21 protein-coding genes and 3 tRNA genes are annotated in these 19,688 nt (G+C 69.1%); 11 read left to right on the forward strand and 13 right to left on the reverse strand.

Features of this window, described 5'->3' with window-relative positions:
• Position 1: 1 nt before the first annotated feature.
• Positions 2–574, forward strand: coding sequence for an NADPH-dependent FMN reductase (locus ASD66_RS07285; RefSeq protein ID WP_056684580.1), 573 nt, complete (start codon positions 2–4; stop codon positions 572–574).
• 27 nt (positions 575–601) lie between these two features.
• Here the strand turns inward: ASD66_RS07285 and ASD66_RS07290 are convergent, their stop codons facing one another.
• The 5 genes from ASD66_RS07290 to ASD66_RS07310 all read right to left on the reverse strand — a co-directional run bounded on the left by ASD66_RS07290 (position 602) and on the right by ASD66_RS07310 (position 5,222).
• On the reverse strand, positions 602–1,663 hold the full coding sequence (locus ASD66_RS07290; protein WP_235529982.1) for an alanine racemase: 1,062 nt from the start codon (positions 1,661–1,663) through the stop codon (positions 602–604).
• Between the two features lie 25 nt (positions 1,664–1,688).
• Positions 1,689–3,713: a spermidine synthase gene (locus tag ASD66_RS07295; protein ID WP_056890437.1), complete on the reverse strand. Its 2,025-nt coding sequence runs from the start codon at positions 3,711–3,713 to the stop codon at positions 1,689–1,691.
• A gap of 77 nt (positions 3,714–3,790) precedes the next feature.
• On the reverse strand, positions 3,791–4,198 hold the full coding sequence (locus tag ASD66_RS07300; protein ID WP_056684572.1) for an arsenate reductase ArsC: 408 nt from the start codon (positions 4,196–4,198) through the stop codon (positions 3,791–3,793).
• Positions 4,195–4,866, reverse strand: a complete 672-nt coding sequence (locus tag ASD66_RS07305) for an aquaporin (RefSeq protein ID WP_082599358.1) — start codon at positions 4,864–4,866, stop codon at positions 4,195–4,197. The genes ASD66_RS07300 and ASD66_RS07305 overlap by 4 nt, the downstream gene beginning before the upstream one ends.
• On the reverse strand, positions 4,863–5,222 hold the full coding sequence (locus ASD66_RS07310) for an ArsR/SmtB family transcription factor (RefSeq protein WP_056684569.1): 360 nt from the start codon (positions 5,220–5,222) through the stop codon (positions 4,863–4,865). Before ASD66_RS07310 ends, ASD66_RS07305 begins: the two co-directional genes overlap by 4 nt.
• Before the next feature lie 78 nt (positions 5,223–5,300).
• Here ASD66_RS07310 and ASD66_RS07315 point away from each other — a divergent pair, with 78 nt between their 5' ends.
• Complete coding sequence (locus ASD66_RS07315; RefSeq protein WP_056890438.1) at positions 5,301–5,723, forward strand: ArsI/CadI family heavy metal resistance metalloenzyme; 423 nt, start codon at positions 5,301–5,303, stop codon at positions 5,721–5,723.
• On the opposite strand, the gene ASD66_RS07320 is transcribed toward ASD66_RS07315, so the two are convergent.
• On the reverse strand, positions 5,645–6,439 hold the full coding sequence (locus ASD66_RS07320) for a VOC family protein (protein ID WP_162254254.1): 795 nt from the start codon (positions 6,437–6,439) through the stop codon (positions 5,645–5,647). The genes ASD66_RS07315 and ASD66_RS07320 overlap by 79 nt on opposite strands.
• A gap of 148 nt (positions 6,440–6,587) precedes the next feature.
• On the opposite strand from ASD66_RS07320, the gene ASD66_RS07325 reads away from it, so the two are divergent.
• Both ASD66_RS07325 and ppsA read left to right on the forward strand, forming a co-directional pair.
• Positions 6,588–7,469: a pyruvate, water dikinase regulatory protein gene (locus ASD66_RS07325; RefSeq protein ID WP_056684563.1), complete on the forward strand. Its 882-nt coding sequence runs from the start codon at positions 6,588–6,590 to the stop codon at positions 7,467–7,469.
• Positions 7,466–9,838, forward strand: coding sequence for a phosphoenolpyruvate synthase (ppsA, locus tag ASD66_RS07330; RefSeq protein ID WP_056890439.1), 2,373 nt, complete (start codon positions 7,466–7,468; stop codon positions 9,836–9,838). Before ASD66_RS07325 ends, ppsA begins: the two co-directional genes overlap by 4 nt.
• Positions 9,839–10,017: 179 nt before the next feature.
• Here ppsA and ASD66_RS07335 read toward each other — a convergent pair.
• Together ASD66_RS07335 and ASD66_RS07340 are read right to left on the reverse strand one after the other, a co-directional pair.
• A tRNA-Arg gene (locus tag ASD66_RS07335) sits at positions 10,018–10,090 on the reverse strand.
• Between the two features lie 63 nt (positions 10,091–10,153).
• Positions 10,154–10,489: an ArsR/SmtB family transcription factor gene (locus ASD66_RS07340; RefSeq protein WP_056685258.1), complete on the reverse strand. Its 336-nt coding sequence runs from the start codon at positions 10,487–10,489 to the stop codon at positions 10,154–10,156.
• Positions 10,490–10,630: 141 nt separating this feature from the next.
• Here ASD66_RS07340 and ASD66_RS07345 point away from each other — a divergent pair, with 141 nt between their 5' ends.
• Both ASD66_RS07345 and ASD66_RS07350 read left to right on the forward strand, forming a co-directional pair.
• The gene (locus ASD66_RS07345) at positions 10,631–12,466 is read left to right on the forward strand and encodes a phosphoenolpyruvate carboxykinase (GTP) (protein ID WP_056684557.1); all 1,836 of its coding nucleotides are present in this window, start codon (positions 10,631–10,633) and stop codon (positions 12,464–12,466) included.
• 113 nt (positions 12,467–12,579) lie between these two features.
• The gene (locus tag ASD66_RS07350; RefSeq protein ID WP_056684554.1) at positions 12,580–13,566 is read left to right on the forward strand and encodes a hypothetical protein; all 987 of its coding nucleotides are present in this window, start codon (positions 12,580–12,582) and stop codon (positions 13,564–13,566) included.
• A 522-nt stretch (positions 13,567–14,088) separates the two neighbouring features.
• On the opposite strand, the gene ASD66_RS07355 is transcribed toward ASD66_RS07350, so the two are convergent.
• Both ASD66_RS07355 and ASD66_RS07360 read right to left on the reverse strand, forming a co-directional pair.
• A tRNA-Ser gene (locus ASD66_RS07355) sits at positions 14,089–14,179 on the reverse strand.
• 60 nt (positions 14,180–14,239) lie between these two features.
• Positions 14,240–14,686, reverse strand: a complete 447-nt coding sequence (locus ASD66_RS07360) for a hypothetical protein (protein ID WP_235529983.1) — start codon at positions 14,684–14,686, stop codon at positions 14,240–14,242.
• Positions 14,687–14,786: 100 nt separating this feature from the next.
• Between ASD66_RS07360 and ASD66_RS07365 the strand changes: the two genes are divergently transcribed.
• Positions 14,787–15,161 (forward strand): hypothetical protein, encoded by a 375-nt coding sequence (locus ASD66_RS07365; protein WP_056684551.1) that lies wholly within the window; start codon positions 14,787–14,789, stop codon positions 15,159–15,161.
• Between the two features lie 51 nt (positions 15,162–15,212).
• Positions 15,213–15,300 (forward strand) — tRNA-Ser (locus ASD66_RS07370).
• A gap of 86 nt (positions 15,301–15,386) precedes the next feature.
• On the opposite strand, the gene ASD66_RS07375 is transcribed toward ASD66_RS07370, so the two are convergent.
• The 3 genes from ASD66_RS07375 to ASD66_RS07385 form a co-directional block, all read right to left on the reverse strand.
• Positions 15,387–15,623, reverse strand: a complete 237-nt coding sequence (locus tag ASD66_RS07375; protein ID WP_056890440.1) for a biotin/lipoyl-binding carrier protein — start codon at positions 15,621–15,623, stop codon at positions 15,387–15,389.
• A gap of 111 nt (positions 15,624–15,734) precedes the next feature.
• A complete protein-coding gene (locus ASD66_RS07380) occupies positions 15,735–16,811 on the reverse strand; it encodes a hypothetical protein (RefSeq protein WP_235529984.1) in 1,077 nt (358 codons plus the stop codon).
• A gap of 10 nt (positions 16,812–16,821) precedes the next feature.
• Positions 16,822–17,607 carry a carbon-nitrogen hydrolase family protein gene (locus ASD66_RS07385; RefSeq protein WP_056890441.1) on the reverse strand — a complete coding sequence of 262 codons (786 nt, stop codon included), beginning with the start codon at positions 17,605–17,607 and terminating at the stop codon, positions 16,822–16,824.
• Positions 17,608–17,665: 58 nt separating this feature from the next.
• On the opposite strand from ASD66_RS07385, the gene ASD66_RS07390 reads away from it, so the two are divergent.
• From ASD66_RS07390 to ASD66_RS07400, 3 genes are read left to right on the forward strand one after another with little or no spacing between them, the layout of a single operon-like run.
• Entirely contained in the window at positions 17,666–18,241 is a 576-nt protein-coding gene (locus ASD66_RS07390) for a molybdenum cofactor guanylyltransferase (protein WP_056890600.1), read from the forward strand.
• Between the two features lie 48 nt (positions 18,242–18,289).
• Positions 18,290–18,658, forward strand: a complete 369-nt coding sequence (locus ASD66_RS07395) for a DUF6457 domain-containing protein (RefSeq protein ID WP_156388561.1) — start codon at positions 18,290–18,292, stop codon at positions 18,656–18,658.
• A gap of 39 nt (positions 18,659–18,697) precedes the next feature.
• Complete coding sequence (locus ASD66_RS07400; RefSeq protein WP_056890442.1) at positions 18,698–19,666, forward strand: NAD(P)H-quinone oxidoreductase; 969 nt, start codon at positions 18,698–18,700, stop codon at positions 19,664–19,666.
• Positions 19,667–19,688: the final 22 nt, after the last annotated feature.

Consider the following 19,688-nt stretch of genomic DNA (forward strand, 5'->3'; position numbering starts at 1 on the left):
GATGACCGTGCACACCGTCGGACACCTGATCGGCAGCCTGTCGAAGGACTCGATCAACCGCCGCCTGGCGACGGCGCTGATCAAGCTCGCCCCCGACAACCTCACCTTCGAGGAGGTGGTCATCAAGGACCTGCCGCTCTACAACCGGGACCTCGACGTCGACTACCCGCCGGCCGCTCGCGCCCTCAAGGATCACCTGTCCCGGGTCGACGCGATGCTTTTCGTCACCCCGGAGTACAACCGCGACATCCCCGGCAGCCTCAAGAACGCCATCGACTGGGCCAGCCGGCCGTACGGCAAGAACTCGTTCTCCCGCAAGCCCTCCGCGGTCATCGGCGCCTCCGTCGGCGCGATCGGAACGGCGGTCGCCCAGCAGAACCTGCGCAGCGTGCTGAGCTTCTGCGACTCGCCGCAGATGAACTCGCCCGAGGCCTACATCCAGTTCACCGACGGGCTCGTGGACGACGACGGCAACGTCACCAATCCCGCGACCGAGGAGTTCCTGCGCGGCTTCATGGCCAACTTCGGCGAGTTCGTCACCCGCGTGCGAGCCGTGATCCCGCCCGAGGCCTGAGCCCGGACCGGGGTGACGCCTCGCCGTTCACGTGTTCCGCCCGCGGGCGTCGACCCGCCACTGCAGTCGTACGCCGTCCTCGAGCACAGTGAAGGTGTAGGCCAGGTTCACCGCGTTGCAGGCATGGTTCGGCACCACCCGGACCCGACTGCCGAGCACCGGGAGCGGGCCGCCCATCTCGACCACCGCGTGGTGCTCGGAGAGCCCGATGATGCGCGCCTCGGGGTGGTCGAGCAGCCGGCCGAAGCCGGTCGCGTACACCGCACGGTCGGCACCGAGCGCCTTGCTGCCCGCGTCGAGTACGGCGCGACCGCCGGCGTGGCTGATCACCGTGGCGACACAGGTCAGCGCGATGTCGTCGGGCCGGGAGCTGCCGAGCTCCCACTGCTGGGCGTCGCCGAAGACGTAGACGCCGGGCCGCAGCTCGGTGACCGCCGAGTCGTCCTCGAGGCTGGCCGCCAGGCTCGGCGTCGAGCCGCCGCTGACGATGCGGGCAGGCAGCCCCACGGCCTCGAGGGCGGCGGCCGCTGCGGCCAGTGCCGCGGACTCGTCAGCCGCCGCGGTCGTCGTACGGTCCGGTGCGTAGCTGTGGCCCGGGAAGGTGAAGACGCCGACCACGTCGTGGCCGGCCTGGCGGGCTGCCGCCGCCACCGTGCCGGCGGAGTCGGGGGCGACGCCGGTTCGGTGATGTCCGCTGTCGACCTCGACCAGCACGCGTTGCGGTCCGGCCAGCGCCAACTGCGCGGCGGCCTCGGCGGAGTCGACACCGACGCTGACCGTGGCGCGTTCGGCGAGTGAACGGAGGCGGGCGGCCTGGGCCTCGGAGACCCAGAGCGGATACGCCACGAACACGTCGTCGCACCCCGCCTCAACGAAGACCTCGGCCTCACCGATCGTGGCCACGGTGATGCCGGCCGCACCTGCATCGATCTGGCGGCGGGCGATCTCGACGCACTTGTGGGTCTTCACGTGCGGTCGCACCGCCACGCCGCGGGAGGCCGCACTGGCGGCGACCCGCGCGATGTTCGAGTCCATCCGCGCGGCGTCGATCTCGAGGTACGGCGTGGGCTGCTCGTCGACTCGGGTCACACCGTGAATCTAGCGGCGGCGCACGTCACGCAGGCACGGTGGCGCGAGGCTTGAGCAGGAACGCGGCGAGGTAGAGCACCCCCACCACGATCAGCAGGTTGCGGTAGCCGGTGAGCAGCGCGGCGTACTCCAGACACCCGCCGACGATCGCGCCGAGAAGGTTCACGCCGAACGCCGCCTGGGAGTCGCCGGACTCGGCGAACCGTTTGGCGAACGCGATGTTGGCCAGGTAGATCGGCGCGAAGGCCAGCAGCACCGCCACCAGCAGTCGCGGGGTGAAGGACAGTCCGAGCAGCCAGCTCGGCTGGACCACCCAGGCGACCGCGAGCGAGACGGCGACCAGGGAGAACACCACGGACAACGACGGCGTGCGGAACCTGCGGGTGGTCTCCACGGCCGCCAGCACGATCAACAGCACGCCAGCGAAGACCATCGCGTTCACGAACCAGGTGGTGCCGAACAACAACGCGAAGGTGGCGATGTTCTTGGTCTCCAGCAGCAGGAACGCGGCCCCCATGAAGAACAGGTCCGCGTAGGGACGCATCGCCCGCAGCGGGCCGCCGAACGCCCGCACCAGGAGGAGCGAGATGAGCAGGATCCCGCCGAGCGCCCACAGGTAGATCGTCGGGATCATGCCGCCGTCGTAGTAGAGGAACGGTGCGTTGTCGGTGGCCGGCTCGAGGTACGACGACGGCAGCGCGTGGTTGTCCGGCCCGCACCTCTGGTTGGAGGGGTCCTTCGCGACCGAGACGACCGCCGTGGCCGCCCCGTAGGTGTCGATGCACGGCGCGTGGCCGAACGCCGCGGCCGCCGTACCGCCGAGCCGGTCGATCAGCCAGTCCTGACGGTAGTAGTTGTACATCGCGAAGACACCGTCGTCGGTGAGGTGATCGCGGGCGGAGCGCAAGGCCTCCTCGGTGAAGAGGAACGACTCGAGTCGGATCTGCGAGGCACCGCTGACCAGCGACAGGGAGTCGGGCAACGCGAACAGGATCAGGTCGTACTTCTTGTCGGTGCGCTCGAGGAACGCCCGGCCGTCGTTGATGTGCCGGGTCACCCGCGGGTCCTGGTAGGCGCCGTCGGGGTTGCCGTCCACGCCGATCTCCACGATCCGCGGATCGATGTCGACGGCGTCCACGTGCTCCGCGCCCTTCTCGAGCGCGATCGCCACGTCGGAACCGGATCCGGCGCCGACGACCAGCACGTCGCGCAGGGGCGTCTGCTGGCGCCGTTCGTAGGGAGCGCCGTAGATCTCCGAGGCGCGGTTCAGCTTCCAGTCGGCCGAGGACATCGACTGGTGCGGCACGCCGTTCACCGAGATGTAGACCCGGGTGCCCGAGGGTGCGTCGACGGACTCCGTCGTGACCTTGTAGTAAGGCGACCAGGAGACGCCCGCGGCGGTGGACTCGGCGACCAGCGTGGCCACGAGAACGACCCCCGCCAGCAGCGCGAGCCAGCGCTGCCATCCGCCGACCAGCACGAGCAGTGCGATGCCGACGATGCTTCCCCAGACGTACGACGGGGCGTGCAGCAGGGAGAGCACCGAGAACGCGACGATCCCGCACAGTGAGCCGACCAGGTCCCACCGGTACGACGTGAGCGGGGGCAGCTGGGCGAAACAGCGGCCGACCGCCTCGGCGGGTCCGGCGAGGATGGCGGCAACCACGAGGAAGACGATCGGCAGCACCAGCCAGGCGGGAGGCCCGGTGGTCTTCAGTGCGGTGAAGAAGATGACGTCGGCGCCCTGCCGGTCGATGGAGACCGGGTAGTGACGCACGACGAGCACCAGGCCGGCGAGCAGCACCGGCGTCCACGGCAGCACCGACCAGGACTTGCGTGAGATGAGGAAGCCGATCCCGATGCCGAGGAACGAGCCGAGAAGCACGAAGTTCGTGAAGTAGGACAGGTGCACGATGTTCGCGCCGAGCCAACGGATGAGCGCCAGCTCCAGGAACAGCATGACGGCGCTGGCCAGCACCAGCCGGGGAGCCGGGCGCGCCACCGCGCGCAGGTCGAGCGAAGATGACTCCTGGGTCCCTGTGGTGACCATGACTCTCCCCGGTTCGCGCCGTGTGGTGCGGGCACGTCGAGCATGGCAGAACGGGAGTGCCGGCGGGAGGGACCGATCTAGACGTTCGGGGCGATCTCGGCGATCAGGGCCTCGATGCGGGTGCGGATCTCGTCGCGGATCGGGCGCACCGCCTCGACTCCCCGGCCGGCCGGGTCGTCGAGCTCCCAGTCCTCATATCGCTTGCCGGGGAAGAACGGGCACGCGTCGCCGCAGCCCATCGTGATCACCACGTCAGAGACCTGCACCGCCTCGGTGGTGAGCACCTTCGGCTGCTGGGCGGCGATGTCGACGCCGACCTCGGCCATTGCCTCGACCGCGGCCGGGTTGATCGAGTCCGCCGGCGCCGAACCCGCCGAGAGCACGTCGACCCGGTCGCCGGCGAGGTGCTGCAACCAACCGGCGGCCATCTGGGAGCGACCGGCGTTGTGCACGCAGACGAACAGGACGGTGGGCTTGCCTGTCATGGAAGCGCCTTTCCGGGCATGAGGTAGCGGACCAGGCCGAGGGCCAGGGCGCCGCCGATCAGCTGCATGAGCACGAACATCGGCACGTCGGCCGGGGCGATGCCGGCGAAGGTGTCGGAGAACATCCGTGCCACCGCGACCGCCGGGTTGGCGAAGCTGGTCGAGCTGGTGAACCAGTACGCCGCGGTGATGTAGCCGCCCACGGCGTACGCGACGGTGTCACCGCGACCGGTGCGCACGGCACCGAAGATGATCAGCACCAGCCCGAACGTCGCGACGACCTCGGCCAGCCACTGGCCGCCGCCGTCACGACTCGTGGCGGCGATCGAGATCGCGTCGAGGTCGAACATCAGGTTCGCCAGCACGGCTCCGGCGATTCCGCCGAGCAGCTGTGCGGCGATCGTGCTGGCGGCCTCGAGGCGGCCGATGCCGCCGAGGACGAGCTCGACCAGGGTCACCACGGGGTTGAACGCCGCCGAGACCGGCTGCAGGGCGAGGATCAGCGCGACCAGTGCGGCACCGGTGACCAGACTGTTCTCCAGGAGCTGGAGGCCGACGTCATTCGGCGACAGACGTGAGGCGGCGATGCCGGAGCCGATCACGGCCATCACCAGGAACGCCGTACCGACGAACTCTGCGACCGCGCGCCGAGTCAGATCCGGCGTCACCCGGCCACACCGCCGATGAGCGCGCCGAGGTCGGTCAGCGCCTCCGGCCGGACCGTGTAGTAGACCCAGACGCCGCGCTTGCTGCGGTCGAGGAGGCCGACCTCGTGGAGCACCTTGAGGTGGTGGCTGATCGTCGGCTGGGAGAGGTCGAAGGCGTCGTTGAGGTCGCACACGCAGGCCTCGCCGCCTTCGTGGGAGGCGACCAGGGACAGCAGCCGCAGGCGCACCGGGTCGGCCAGGGCCTTGACCAGTGGCGCGATCCGCTCGGCCGCGTCGGCGGTCAGTGGCTCCTTCATCAGGGGCGAGCAGCAGGCCACGGTCTGCACGGGCGTCAGCTCGATCAAGGACTTCGACATGAATCTATATTGACAGATGTCGATATCTGGGTGCAAGGTGGTGGGACATCGACATTCATCTATGTATTGGAGAAGCTCATGTCACGCGTCCAGCTGGCACTCAACGTCGACGACCTCGACGCCTCGATCGCCTTCTACAGCACGCTCTTCGGCACCGAGCCGGCCAAGCGCAGGCCCGGTTACGCCAACTTCGCCGTGGCCTCGCCGCCACTGAAGCTGGTGCTCATCGAGAACCCCGGCAACGGCGGGTCCATCAACCACCTCGGCGTCGAGGTCGCCGACACCGACACGGTCGACGCCGAGCAGACCCGGCTGGCCGAGGCCGGCTTCGCCTCTGTCGAGGAGCGCGGAACCACCTGCTGCTACGCCAAGCAGGACAAGTTCTGGGTCGAGGGCGCCCCGAACGGCGAGCGCTGGGAGATCTACACCGTGCTGTCCGACAGCGAGTCGTTCGGCAAGGCCGCGGTCGTCGAGGGCGAGGGCTCCGCCTGCTGCGCCTGAGGGGGCGGGAGGATGCAGAACTCGTTGCCCGACGGGTCGAGGTAGGAACGCCACGGCAGCTCACCCCACTCCGGGCGCAGTCGACTGCCGCCGTGCTCGGCGATGAGGGCCTCGACCTCGTCGGCGTCCTCGCCTCGCTCGAGTCGGACGTCGAGGTGCAGCCGGTTCTTCGTAGCCCCCTTGGGAGCCGGCTCCGCGCAGAACTCGAGCAGCGGGCCCTTCAGCGAAGGGTGGCGCAGCGACCGGGGCGCGGAGGCCGTCACCTCCGACCAGCTGGTCAGCCAGGCCCAGAACTCCCCATCGCGGTCGGGGTCGGCGGAGTGGAGCACGAAGCTCGCGACGGGACCGCTGTCGGCGTACTCCGCGCGATCCTCCAGCACGCACAGGGCGTTGCCCTCCGGGTCGGCGAGCACCACCCAGGGCTCGTCGCCCTGGCCGATGTCGAGGTGTCGCGCGCCCAGTCCGAGCAACCGGTCGACCTCCTCGCCCTGGCGTACGCCGCCGGCGAGGTCGAGGTGCAGCCTCGGCGAGGCCTCCGGCGGCCCGGTCACCGGTTGGAAACAGAGGTCGAGGGTCGGCCCGCCCTCGATGCTGAGCCGGGTCTCGAACCCGTGTTCCGGGTCGTCGGTCAGCGTCTCGCCGCCGACCACCGCCTCCCAGAACCGGCCCAGCCGCTGCGGTTCGACGGCGTCGATGACGAGGTTCTCCAGGTACATGAGCCCACCGTGGCGCAGCGGCCGCGACACCTCAAGCGATTATCCGCGGTCCGCACCACGGCCCTGACAGCCCGTACGACGCCCGGGTGCGCCATGCTGGTCACGCCGAGACACTGGTCTCGCCAGGAGCCGGGAAGGGACGCGCGGGGTGAACGACGACGACGACGGGGTGGTGCCGGTCTTCTTCCTGTCCGACAGCACGGGCATCAGCGCGGAGACTATGGGCAACGCCCTGCTGATCCAGTTCCCCGACCTGCGCTTCGACCGCACGGTGATCCCGTTCATCTCCTCCGTCGACGAGGCCCGCGAGGTGGTCGCGCGACTCGACCAGGCCCTGGACGAGAACGACCGGACGCCCCTGGTGTTCATCACGGCCGCCAGCGACGAGGTGCGGCTGGAGCTGCAACGCACCCGCTGTCCGGTCATCGACTTCTTCGACATGCACATGCAGGCGGTCGAGTCGATCCTGCAGACCCGCGGCACCCGGCTGCCCGCCCGGCTGCACGGTCTGGGTGACATCAAGCGCTACAACAGCCGCATGCAGGCGATCGAGTACACGATCGAGCACGACGACGGCCAGAGCGTCCGTGGCCTGGAGAAGGCCGACGTCATCCTGCTGGCGCCGTCGCGCTGCGGCAAGACGCCGACGTCGATGTACCTCGCGCTCCAGCACGGCCTGTTCGTGGCCAACTACCCGATCGTCGAGGACGACTTCGCGACCATCGAGCTCCCCGAGCCGGTGCGGCACCTGCGTGAGCGCTGCTTCGGGATGACGACCTCGCCCCAGCGCTTGGCCGCCGTACGAGAGGAGCGTCGGCCCGGGTCGACGTACGCCTCGCTGGAGCAGTGCACCTTCGAGCTGCGCCGCACCACCGAGATGTTCGCGCGACACCGACTCCCGGTGGTCGACTCCTCGACCATCTCGGTGGAGGAGATCTCGACCATCATCCTGCAGCGGCTCAAGAAGGATGAAGTCGACGCCCCCGAGCTTTCCCGCAACCGGAACACCCGCACCAGGAGCACACGATGAGCGAGTCCCCCAACGTCCGACCCTTCGCCGAGCTGGGGCTCAGCGACCTCGAACAGGTCGGCGGCAAGAACTCGTCCCTGGGCGAGATGGTGAGCAACCTCGCCGCACTGGGCGTCAAGGTTCCCGACGGCTTCGCGACCACCGCCGACGCGTTCCGGCGCTTCATCGGCGACACCGGCCTGGCCGAGGAGATCTCCGCGGCCCTCCGCGAGCTCGACACCGACGACACGCAACGCCTCGCCGAGGTCGGCCGGTCGCTGAGGGAGGCCGTCGCGAGCCGACCGTTCCCGGAGGACCTCGAGGCCGACATCCGTACGGCGTACGACGCGCTCGTGGCCGGGCGTGACGACGTGTCCTTCGCGGTGCGCTCCAGTGCGACCGCCGAGGACCTCCCCGACGCTTCCTTCGCCGGCCAGCAGGAGACCTTCCTCAACATCGTCGGCATCGACGGCGTGCTGCAGGCGATCCGCGAGGTGTTCGCCTCGCTCTACAACGACCGCGCCATCGCCTACCGCGTGCACCACGACTTCGACCACGACGCCGTCGCACTGTCGGCCGGCGTGCAGCAGATGGTGCGCTCCGACATCGGCGCCTCCGGGGTCATGTTCACGATGGACACCGAGTCCGGCTTCGACGACGCCGTGTTCGTGACGTCGTCGTACGGCCTGGGCGAGGCGGTCGTGCAGGGTGCGGTCAACCCGGACGAGTTCTACGTCTACAAGCCCGCGTTGCGCGCCGACCGTCCCGCGGTGCTCAAGCGAGGCGTCGGCTCCAAGGCCACCAAGATGGTCTACACCGACGACCCGGCGGTCGGGCGGACCACCGAGTTCGTCGACACCGACCCCGCCGAGCGCGGGTTGCTGAGCCTGACCGACGCCGAGGTCGAACAGCTCGCCCGGCACGCGCTGACCATCGAGGAGCACTACGGCCGGCCGATGGACATCGAGTGGGGCAAGGACGGCCTCGACGGTGAGCTCTACATCCTCCAGGCCCGGCCCGAGACGGTGATGTCGCGCGCCGGCGTGCAGCAGCGGTTCCGGATGAACGCCAAGGACGGCACGGTCGTCGTCGAGGGACGCGCGATCGGCCAGAAGATCGGCGCCGGAGCCGTGCGGGTGATGACCTCGATCGACCAGATGCACGAGTTCGTCGAGGGCGAGGTGCTCGTCGCCGACATGACCGACCCCGACTGGGAGCCGATCATGAAGCGGGCCTCGGCGATCGTCACCAACCGCGGCGGGCGCACCTGCCACGCGGCGATCATCGCCCGCGAGCTCGGCATCCCCGCGGTCGTGGGCACCGGACACGGCACCCGCGAGCTGGCCGACGGGCGCGAGGTCACCGTCTCGTGCGCCGAGGGCGACACCGGCCTGGTGTACGACGGCACGCTCGACTTCAGCATCGAGGAGACCGAGCTGTCGTCGATGCCCGAGATCCCCACCAAGATCATGATGAACGTCGGCACCCCGGAGCAGGCGTTCGCCTTCGCCCAGCTCCCCAACGCCGGCGTCGGCCTGGCCCGGCTCGAGTTCATCATCAACCGCCAGATCGGCATCCACCCCAAGGCGCTGCTCGACCTCGACTCCCTCGACGAACCGCTGCGCTCGCAGATCTCCGACACGGTCAAGGCCTACGCCACCCCCCGCGACTTCTTCGTGCAGCGGGTCGCGGAGGGCATCTCGATGCTGGCCGCCGCGTTCGCCCCGGAGCCGGTGATCGTCCGGATGAGCGACTTCAAGTCCAACGAGTACGCCAACCTCGTCGGCGGCGACCTCTACGAGCCGCACGAGGAGAACCCGATGATCGGCTACCGCGGCGCGTCGCGGTATCTCTCCGAGGACTTCGCGGAGTGCTTCGCGATGGAGGCCGAGGCACTGAAGTTCGTGCGCGACGAGATGGGCCTGACCAACGTCAAGATCATGATCCCCTTCGTGCGCACCGTCGCCGAGGCTGAGGGCGTCATCTCGCTGCTGGGCGAGCACGGCCTGGTCCGCGGTGAGAACGGCCTCCAGGTCGTGATGATGTGCGAGGTCCCGTCGAACGCGATCCTGGCCGACCAGTTCCTCGAGCACTTCGACGGCTTCTCGATCGGCTCCAACGACATGACCCAGCTGACCCTGGGCCTGGACCGCGACTCCTCGCTCGTCGCCGCCTCCTTCGACGAGCGCGATCCCGCCGTCCTCTTCATGCTCGAGCGCGCCATCAAGGCTTGTCGGGCCGCCGGGAAGTACGTCGGCATCTGTGGTCAGGGCCCGAGTGACCACCCGGACCTCGCCGAGTGGCTGCTCAAGCAGGGCATCGAGTCGATGTCGCTGAACCCGGACACCGTCGTCGACACCTGGCTCGCACTGTCCAAGGTCGAGGTCTGACACGGCGGTTCATCTCTGCGGAGCGACCCGGATTCGACACCTGCACGATCCGGGTCGCTCTTTCGCGGAAATCCGTGTCAGAGCTCGACACCTGCACGATCGTGGTCACCCCTCTCGCGACGAAGCCCGCCTGAAATGCGTGAAGGCCCCGACCAACTGGTCGGGGCCTTCTCGCTCTGCGCGCCTGTAGGGATTCGAACCCCAAACCTTCTGATCCGTAGTCAGATGCTCTATCCGTTGAGCTACAGGCGCTCATCCTCGCCGACGAGCGCGAGGACTGGAAGAGAATAGCCGAACCGGTGAGGTTCGGCGAAATCAGGAGCCCTCTCGCAGTTCGGCGAGCAGTCCCTCGGTGTCGCTCCAGACCGATTCGAGGATGCGACGTCCGGCCTTGAGGAGGTCCGCGATGTCGGTGGTGCTGATCGCGTAGACGACCGTCGTGCCCTCGCGCGCCGAGGTGACCAGTCCTGCCCTGCGGAGGACGGCCAACTGCTGCGACAGGCTCGAGGACTCGACCTGCAGATCCGCGAGCAGCTCGCGCACAGGCATGGGCCGCTCCTGGAGGAGCTCGAGGACCCGGATCCGCACGGGGTGTCCCAAGGTGCGGAAGAGGTCTGCCTTAGCCTGATTGATGGGGATACTGGTCGTCATCTTCACCTCCCTTGGTCTCACCGGAGATGAACACTACATTAGTTGCAAACTTCTTCAACTAGTGTAACCCTGCATGCACGGGGTGGAACTTACGCAGTCCCACCGAAACCGACACTTCCACCGAGAGGGTCAAGGCACACGATGGCAGACGTTGAGGCAACACTGGATGCGGCAGGGGTCACCAACCCCGACGTTCGTGAGTATGTCCGTTACTACGCGGAGCTCACCGGCGCAGAGCGCGTCGAGGTCGTCAGCGCCGCAGACGACGCCCGCCTGATCCAGGAAGCGCTGGACGCCGGCGAACTCTTCCCGGCCGGCGAAGGGCGCTACTACTCGCGCAGCTACCACAAGGACACCGCGCGCTCCGAGGAGCGCACCATCGTCGCGACCAACGACGAGAAGGACCGCGGCGTCTACAACAACTGGAAGCCCGCCTCGGAGATGAAGCCACTGCTCGAGGACCGCATGCGCGGCGCCTCGGCCGGCAAGACGATGTACGTCATCCCCTACCTGATGGCGCCTCCCGGCAACGACCTCGCCCAGTGGGCCAGTGGTGTCGAGCTGACCGACGCCCGCACCGTCGTGCTTCACATGATCCGCATGGCCCGCGTCGGTGTCGAGCACGTCAACGACGCCGGCAACGACTTCGTCCGCGCCGTCCACGTGACCGGCGACCTGGAGAACCTCGGCCAGGGCACGGACGCCGACCAGCGCTACTTCGTCACCGTCGGTGACGAGCGCACGATCCTGCACTTCGGGTCGTCGTACGGCGGCAACGCGCTCCTGGGCAAGATCGCCCACGGCCTGCGCCAGGGCGCGTACGACGGCTGGGCGAGCAAGAAGTTCCTCGCCGAGCAGTACATGCTCATCGGGATCCACGACAAGGAGACCGGCAAGGACTACCACATCTGTGGTGGCTTCCCGAGTGCCTCGGGCAAGACCAACCTCGCCATGATGCTGGCCCCCGACTCCCTCGGTGAGCGCTACCACGTGTCGTTCTACGGTGACGACATCGCGTGGCTCTGGGTAAACGAGGAGGACGGCAAGCTCTACGGGATGAACCCGGAGTTCGGTGTCTTCGGTGTCGCCAAGGACACCAACGAGAACACCAACCCCACGGCGCTGCACTCGGTCGACCCGGGCACCGGCACGATCTTCACGAATGTCGCCTACAACCCGAACACGCAGGAGGTCTGGTGGGAGGGCCGCACGCCCAGCCACCCCGAGGACGTGCACGGCTGGCTCGACTGGACCGGCTCGCCGATCGCCGACCGCAAGGACAGCGACTCGTCCCCGTGGGCGCACCCCAACAGCCGCTTCACCACGACGCTCGACAACGTCCCGAACATCGCGAAGGACTACAACGCCGCGGCCGGCGTCCCGATCGACGCGATCATCTTCGGTGGCCGCACCCGTGACCGCGAGCCGCTGATCCGCGCGATCACCGACCTCGCCGAGGGCGTCTACGACGGCCTCACCCTGGGTGCCGAGGCGACCGCCGCGGCCGAGGGCAAGGAGGGCGTGCTCCGCTACGACCCGATGTCCAACCGCCCGTTCATGGCGTACGGCGAGGGCGACTACGCGCAGCACTACCTCGACATCGTCGGTGCCGCCAAGGAGCAGCCGATCTTCGCGCACGTCAACTGGTTCCAGCGTGACCCGCAGGACGGCCACTTCCTGTGGAACGGCTACCGCGACAACCTGCGTCCGCTCCTGTGGCTCCTGCAGCTCAAGAACGGCGAGGTGAAGGGTCGCCAGACCGCGGTCGGCATCATCCCGCTCGAGGAGGAGCTCCAGCTCGAGGGCATGAACACCAAGCCCGAGGACCTCAAGACGATCCTGTCGATCGACAAGGCGCGTTGGCAGGAAGAGATGGCCAACCGCGAGGAGCACCTCAAGCAGTTCGACAACATGCCTGAGGCGATCTGGGAGGCCCACCGCCGCGTGGCCGCCGACCTGGAGAACGAAGAGGCCTGACCTCACCAGCACCTCAAGGACGGCCCCGGACTCATCGCGAGTCCGGGGCCGTCCTGCGTCCTCTGCCCGAACTCCGGCATAATCGGTCCCAGGCATCGAGTGGAGGGCGTGTCTTGGAACAACAGACTGGCCAGCAGCGTCGTGAGCTCTTCGAGTCCGCGGCGAGCAGGTTGTTCGAGGACGTCGCCGCAGCGGGCGGAGTCCCCGTCGACGACCCCGTGCTGTCGCGCGACCGGGCAGCCACCGACCTCCTGATCGAGCTCGGACTGCTGAGCCTCGAGGGCACCCGCTACGTCGTGGTCGACCCCCACTCGGCCCAGGCCGCGATCGTGGCGCCACTGGGCCAGCAGGGTGCGCAGATGATCGCCGAGTCCAGCCGCTGGGCCCAGGCCTTCAGCAGCCTCAGCCAGGCCTACCGGCGTTCACCCTCGACGGTCGACGGACCGATCACACGGTTGCGCGGTGACCAGATCGACCGGTTCCTCGCGGACGTCGTACCCAGCGCCCAGACCGAGCTGCTCACCGCCCAGCCGCAGACCGGCCACTCACTCGCTGCCCAGAAGGCCGCGGGCAACCGCGACGTCGCCGCGTTGCAGCGCGGCGTCTCCATGCGCACGATCTACCAGCACGCGGCCCGTCGCAGCCGCGGTGCGCGGGCGTACGTCGACCGGGTCACCGGTGCCGGCGGCGAGGTGCGCACCCTCGACGAGTTCTTCAACCGGCTGATCGTGGTCGACCGCGAGGTCGCGATCATCCCGGCCGGTGACGACCTCGACGTCGCCCTGGCGATTCGCGACGTCGACATGGTCGCTTACCTCGTCGACATCTTCGAACGCTTCTGGAACCGCGGCCGCCCCTTCAGCAGCAGCGAGGCGGGCGTGGTGAAGGGCATTGCCGACGAGCAGCGGGCGATGGCCATCCGCATGCTCAAGGAGGGCCACTCCGACGCCACCTGCGCCAAGCGGCTCGGGGTCAGCCCCCGCACGTACGCCGGCTACGTGGCGGAGCTGAAGGAGGCCTACGACGCGCAGACCCGCTACCAGCTCGGGTACCGCATGGGCCAGCAGGAAGCCCGCGACTCCCGACGCAAGAGGTCCTGAAATAGCGGCGAGGGCAACAACCGTGGTTGTTGCCCTCGCTCTGAGACGAGCCGGGGGGATGGCTCAGGGACCGAACATGTGGGGGGTTGGTTGGTCCTCGTCTCAGGTCTTTTGTTGTTGTCCTCGTCGTGCGGCTACTCGCTGTTGTCTGTGTTGGTCGAGGCGATGTGGCCCCAGCCGGTGTCGTCCAAGGCCTGCGCCTGCGCCCCGAAACTGCCTACCCCGAGAAGCAGTCCTGTCGTCAGCACCGTGGCCGCGACTCGACGGACGAAAGTCTTCATGTCGATTGTCCCCACTTCTATTCACATGTACCCCGCACAACCAGTGTGCGCCACCCCATTGCAGAACTCCACCAAATGGAACTGCACAAATCGGCATTGCAACTACTTGCAAATGTTACCCACTGTGACCATGCCCGCGACTCCCGAAAATGGGGGATGACCTGCATCGATCGAGACGGTCATGGTGCGCGGACACAGATGTCCCGCGGCACCTTCGACGGTGCCGCGGGACATCACAACGCGGAGGCGGAGGGATTTGAACCCTCGATGGGGTTGTAGCCCCAAACCCGCTTAGCAGGCGGGCGCCATAGACCGGACTAGGCGACGCCTCCAAGATGCGCGCCTAGGGTACCCAAAGAGGCGCGCAGGCACAGAATCGGGTGGCCCCGGTGTCAGCGGCGCGCGCCGGGGCGACCGTCGAGGTGGTCCTGCAGCTCGCGGACGAACTGCTCCCGGTCGACGGCCAGCACCTCGACGGGGATCGTCGTCGCACCGCCGCTGCGCAGGCGCAGCACGACGCACGGCGACCCGGCGATGGTGTCGGTGACGACCTGCTCGACGTCGAGCCATCGGGCCTGCCGGACGCCGGCACCGCGCACGAAGCGGACCCGGTAGCCGTCACCGGTCAGGCGGACGATCCAGGCCCTGCGGTTCAACACCCAGCCGAAGCCGAAGATGCCGACGACGCAGACGACCACGGCCGCGGTGAGCAGGGCGATCGGGGCGGAGAACAGCACCACGACCGCCGTGGCGACGAAGACCAGGCCCCCGAGGACGAGCAGGGCAAGGCCCAACATTCGGGCGGCGAGGAGCGGAGCGAGGCGATAGTCGGACGACACGGGCACGATTCTCCCCGACGCGCCGGGGGTGGCCGAATCCGGTCTTGTCTGGACGCGTGATGCAGGTCACACTCGATGCAATGACTCCCGGGAGGTCCGCATGAGAGACCAGGTGCAGCACGCGCTCGCGGCGCTTGCCCAGATGCTCGATGCTCCGGTGACCAACGGCACCGCTCTCGGGAACTGGCGTTGGACGGTCCGGCAACGCCTGGCCGCCGTACGCGACGGACTCTCGCTGGAGTCGGCCCAGGCCGCCGACGGGTGGCTGGTCGCGCGTGAGGGCAGCGTGCTGCGTGAGCGCACGGTGCTGATGACCAGACTGTCCGCGCTCGGACCGGCCGTTCTCGAGGCGGCCGACGTCTCCGCAGTGCGTGAGGAGCTGCGCCGGGTCGTCGCCGACATCAGCCACCACCGGCAGCGCCTCCACGACCTGGCCTACGACGAGGTCGAGCTCGAGCTCGGGGGCTCGGAGTAGCCGGCAGCCGCCCGGTTAGACTTCCCCGTGCACTCTCCCCGGAGAGGGCACGGAGGGGTGCCGGAGTGGCCTATCGGAACCGCCTTGAAAGCGGTCGTAGGGAGACCTACCGCGGGTTCGAATCCCGCCCCCTCTGCCAGTTGTCCTGACCGAGTCGATCGTGCCGGGCGTCAGTTCGGCCGTCTTCAGTTCGGCCGGTCAGTTCGGACGGTGAGTTCGGCCGGGTCAGGGCGCGTCGAGCAGGGTGACCAGGATGTCGCCCTCCTGCACCACGTCACCCGAGGTGACGCGCACGTTGGTCACCGTGCCGTCCTTCTCGGCGAGCACCGGGATCTCCATCTTCATCGACTCCAGCATCAGCAGTGTGTCGCCGGTGGCCACCGCGTCACCGACCGCGACCTCGACGGACATCACGTTCGCCACCATCTCCGCCACGACGTCGGTTGCCTGCTCGCGTGTCATGCCCGCGAACCTACTGGCCGCAGTACGGCGCGACTACAGCGCCCCTGTGGACTCTTCGACACCTGCTGGCGGGGGGCGAAGTGTCATGGACGCCGCGTTACACGCGGAGTGTCAGCGGAGGGGGCGGAAGCGGCTCGACTCCGGACGCGAGGCGGTCTGCTCCTCCGCGCGTCGGGCGCGACTGCCTCGCGGTCCGGTCAGCGCGAGGTCGACGCGGATCACGACGTACCCGAGGCCGAGGCCCAGGATCGTGGAGTAGACGATGATCAGGGCGGCCTCGAGCCAGCCGGTCATCGGGTTGATCAGGATGCCGGAGACCGAGCAGGTCGAGCCCACGCCGAACGCGCAGATCCACCAGCCCTGGCGCCGACGGGCCCGCAGGTGGGTGCCGTAGACCAGTGCCGGGACGCCCACCAGCACCTGGATCGGTCGGGGCACGGCACCGAGGTTGGCGCGCATCCAGCGGACTCCGTCGAGGATGTCGTCGACGAACTCCTCGGAGCCGTAGCGCCGGATCAGCTCGGCGTACGCCAGGGCCACGGTGAGGGCGACGGTGCCAACCGCCACGACGATCAGCCCGCGGCGGCCGAGGCCGTGCAGCCCGGCGCCGAGGCGGTAGACCAGCACGACGACGAGCATGAAGGCGAGGGCCAGGGAGACGTAGTCGTAGCGCTCGAGGGACACCGTCGGCCGGAAGCCCACGACACCGAGGGAGCCGACGCAGCCGACCACCACGGTCACGCAGACCTCACGGGCGGCGAGGCGGAACTTGCGGGCGGGCACGGTGGCCATCACCGCGAGCACACTCGAGATCACGGCGGTGAGTACGGCGGCACCGGTGCGCATCCGCTCCATGTCGGAGATCACGGTGGTCAGGCCCATCGCCAACGCGAGTGCGCCGAAGATGAACGGTCGACCCCCGGTGCGGGCCGCCAACGCCACCGCGTAGACCGTCGAGATCGTCACGGCCGCGGCCTGGTCCAGCCAGTCGGGGCCGAAGCCGAGCACCGAGCACAGTGCGGCCGCGACCGAGGCCAGCACCGCAGCCACCGCGAGCGCGATCGTGGTGGACCGGAGCCGCCCCGAGGGCGCGGACGCGGGCTTCTGGAACCGCTGTCCCATGCGCGACATCCGGGAAGGGGGACGCTCGGCGACCCGTCGACCGGTGGCGCGTTCAGGGCTGGACACGGCGCACAGGTTATCCCGGTGGGTGCCGACGGTTCGCCAGCGAGGGGTTGGTGGCCCGCGCCTCGTCGATGACCCGCCGCTCGAGACGCGCGGTGAGCACGGTCGGTTCGCCCCCGGCCTCGGCCAGCACCTCGCCGTACGGGTCGACCACCATGGAGTGGCCCGTGTAGCGCGGCGCGGCCTGACCGGCGGCCAGCACGTAGGTGGTGTTCTCGATCGCCCGGGCCCGGGCCAGCGTGCGCCAGTGGTCGACCTTGCGGGCGTGCTCGGGCTCCGTGCGACCGGGTACCCACGCGGCCGGCACGACCAGCACGTCGGCGCCCTCGTCGACCAGGGCCCGGGCCAGCTCGGGGAAGCGCAGGTCGTAACAGGTCATCAGGCCGATCCGGAAGCCCTGCACGTCGACCACGGTCGGCGTCCACTCCCCCGCCGTGAGCCGGTCGGACTCCTTGTAGCCGAACGAGTCGTAGAGGTGCACCTTGCGGTAGGAGGCGGTCGCGGCACCCCGCACCAGCAACGTGTTGAAGGGACGGGCCGGGTCGGGCGCGGTCTCGAACATGCCGGCCACGAGCGTGCGCTCCTGCGAGGCCGCCTGCTCGACCGCCGTGCCGAACGGGCCGTCGACGGGTTCGGCGTACGCCGAGATGTCCTCGCCGGGCTTGCCGAAGTCGCGGGCGAAGGCCTCGGGCAGTACGACGACCGCGGCGTCGACGTCCAACGCCGCCACGAACGCGCGGTTCTCCGCGGGGTCGAGGGAGGAGGCCTGTTGCACCAGGGCCACGGTGAGAGCGTCCATGCCGTCCAGCGTGCCAGACGCCGACACGGCCGACCGGGCCGACTGGAAGGATGGGCCCATGCCACTGCCTCCCCTCGACCTCGGCGCGATCATCCTGGCCGGCGGAACCGCGGCCCGGATGGGCGGCGTCGACAAGGCGTCGATCGAACTGCACGGCCGCACGCTGCTCACCCACACGCTCGACGCCGTGATCGACGCGGGCGAGGTCGTCGTACTGGGTGACTGGGTGGCCACCGACCGTCCGGTGACGTTCACCCGTGAGGACCCGCACCACGGCGGGCCGGTGGCCGGGCTGCTGACCGGACTCGACGCCTTCGCCCGGTCGCCGCGCCTGGTGGTCGTGCTCGCCGTCGACATGCCGAACGTGTCGATGGCGAGCCTGGCCCGGCTGCGCGCGGCGGTGGCCGAACGCGACGGCGCCGTGCTCTGCGATCTCAGTGGTCGACGACAGCTGGCGATGGTGCTGCGGGCCGATCGACTCCGAGCCGTGCGTCCGGCGTACGGCGAGGAACACGGCATGCCGCTGCACCGACTGCTCGACGGCCTCGACCTCGTCGACGTACCGGCCCTCGGCGCCGAGGCCCGCGACATCGACAGCTGGGCGGACCTGCGCGACCTTGCCGGTCCGGATTGAACCGTTCGGGGTCTTGCCATGAACCGCTCGGGGCACGAATCTGGAGGGGTGAACCTGCACGACTGGATCGATGAGCTGTGCGACGTGCTCGATGTCGAGCACGAGATCGACGAAGCCCTGGTGCTCGACCTCGCTCGGGTGGCGGCGCACAACGTGCAGCGACCGGCAGCACCCATCACGACGTACCTGCTCGGGTACGCCGCAGCCACGCATGCGGCCGACCCGGCGCGCGTGGAGGAGCTGGCCGGCCTGGCCAGCGGGCTGGCCGACACGTGGGAGCGTCCGGCGGATGCCCCCGACCCCGTGGACATCAACGACCCGATCCCCGACGACAGCTCGGTCGACCACAGCGGCGACAGCATCGCGGAGTTCGAGGACGACGGCACGCCCGCCGACGAGGAGGAGCTCGAGGACTGACCGGCTCACCGACTGGGTCGGGGTCCTACGCTGGGACACATGCGTGCCGTGATCGTCACCGAGCCCGGTGGCCCCGAAGCCCTGACCGTCGTCGACCTGCCCGACCCCGAGCCGGCTCCCGGGGAAGTCGTCGTACGGGTGGTCGCGACCGCCGTCAACCGTGCGGACACCCTGCAGCGACAGGGTTTCTACCCTCCGCCGCCCGGCGCCTCCGACGTGCTGGGCCTCGAGTGCAGCGGCACGATCGCTGCTGTCGGTGAGGCCGTCACCGAGTGGCAGGTCGGCGACAAGGTGTGCGCCCTGCTGGCCGGCGGCGGGTACGCCGAGCTGGTCGCGGTGCCGGCCGGCCAGGTCATGCCGGTGCCCGAGGGCGTCACGCTCGTGGAGGCCGCGGCCATTCCCGAGGTCGCCTGCACGGTGTGGTCCAACGTGTTCATGGTGGCCGGCCTGCAGCCGGGCGAGAAGTTCCTGGTGCACGGCGGTGCCGGTGGCATCGGCACGTTCGCGATCCAGCTGGCCTCGGCGATGTCGTCGAAGGTGTTCACCACGGCCGGGTCGGCGGAGAAGCTGGCGATCTGCGCCGAGCTGGGCGCCGACGTCACCATCAACTACCGCGAGGAGAGCTTCCTCGACGTGATGAAGGAGGCCGGCGGCGCCGACGTCATCCTCGACAACATGGGTGCGAAGTACCTCACCGACAACGTCAAGGCACTGGCCACCGAGGGACGCCTGGTGATCATCGGCATGCAGGGCGGCGCGAAGGGCGAGCTCGACATCGCCCGCCTGCTCAGCAAGCGGGGCGCCGTGATCGCCACGTCGTTGCGCGCCCGGCCGACCGAGGAGAAGTCCGCCATCTGCGGATCGGTGGTCGAGCACATCTGGCCGTTGATCGAGGACGGCCAGGTGCGGCCCGTCGTACACACCACCCTGCCCCTCGACCGCATCGCCGAGGCGCACCAGCTCATGGAGGACAGCGGCCACGTCGGGAAGATCCTGGTCACTCCGTGACGGCGGGTGGAGTCACTCCGTG

Origin of the sequence: Nocardioides sp. Root151, from assembly GCF_001427925.1 — a bacterium.
In the GTDB taxonomy this organism is placed as follows: domain Bacteria; phylum Actinomycetota; class Actinomycetes; order Propionibacteriales; family Nocardioidaceae; genus Nocardioides.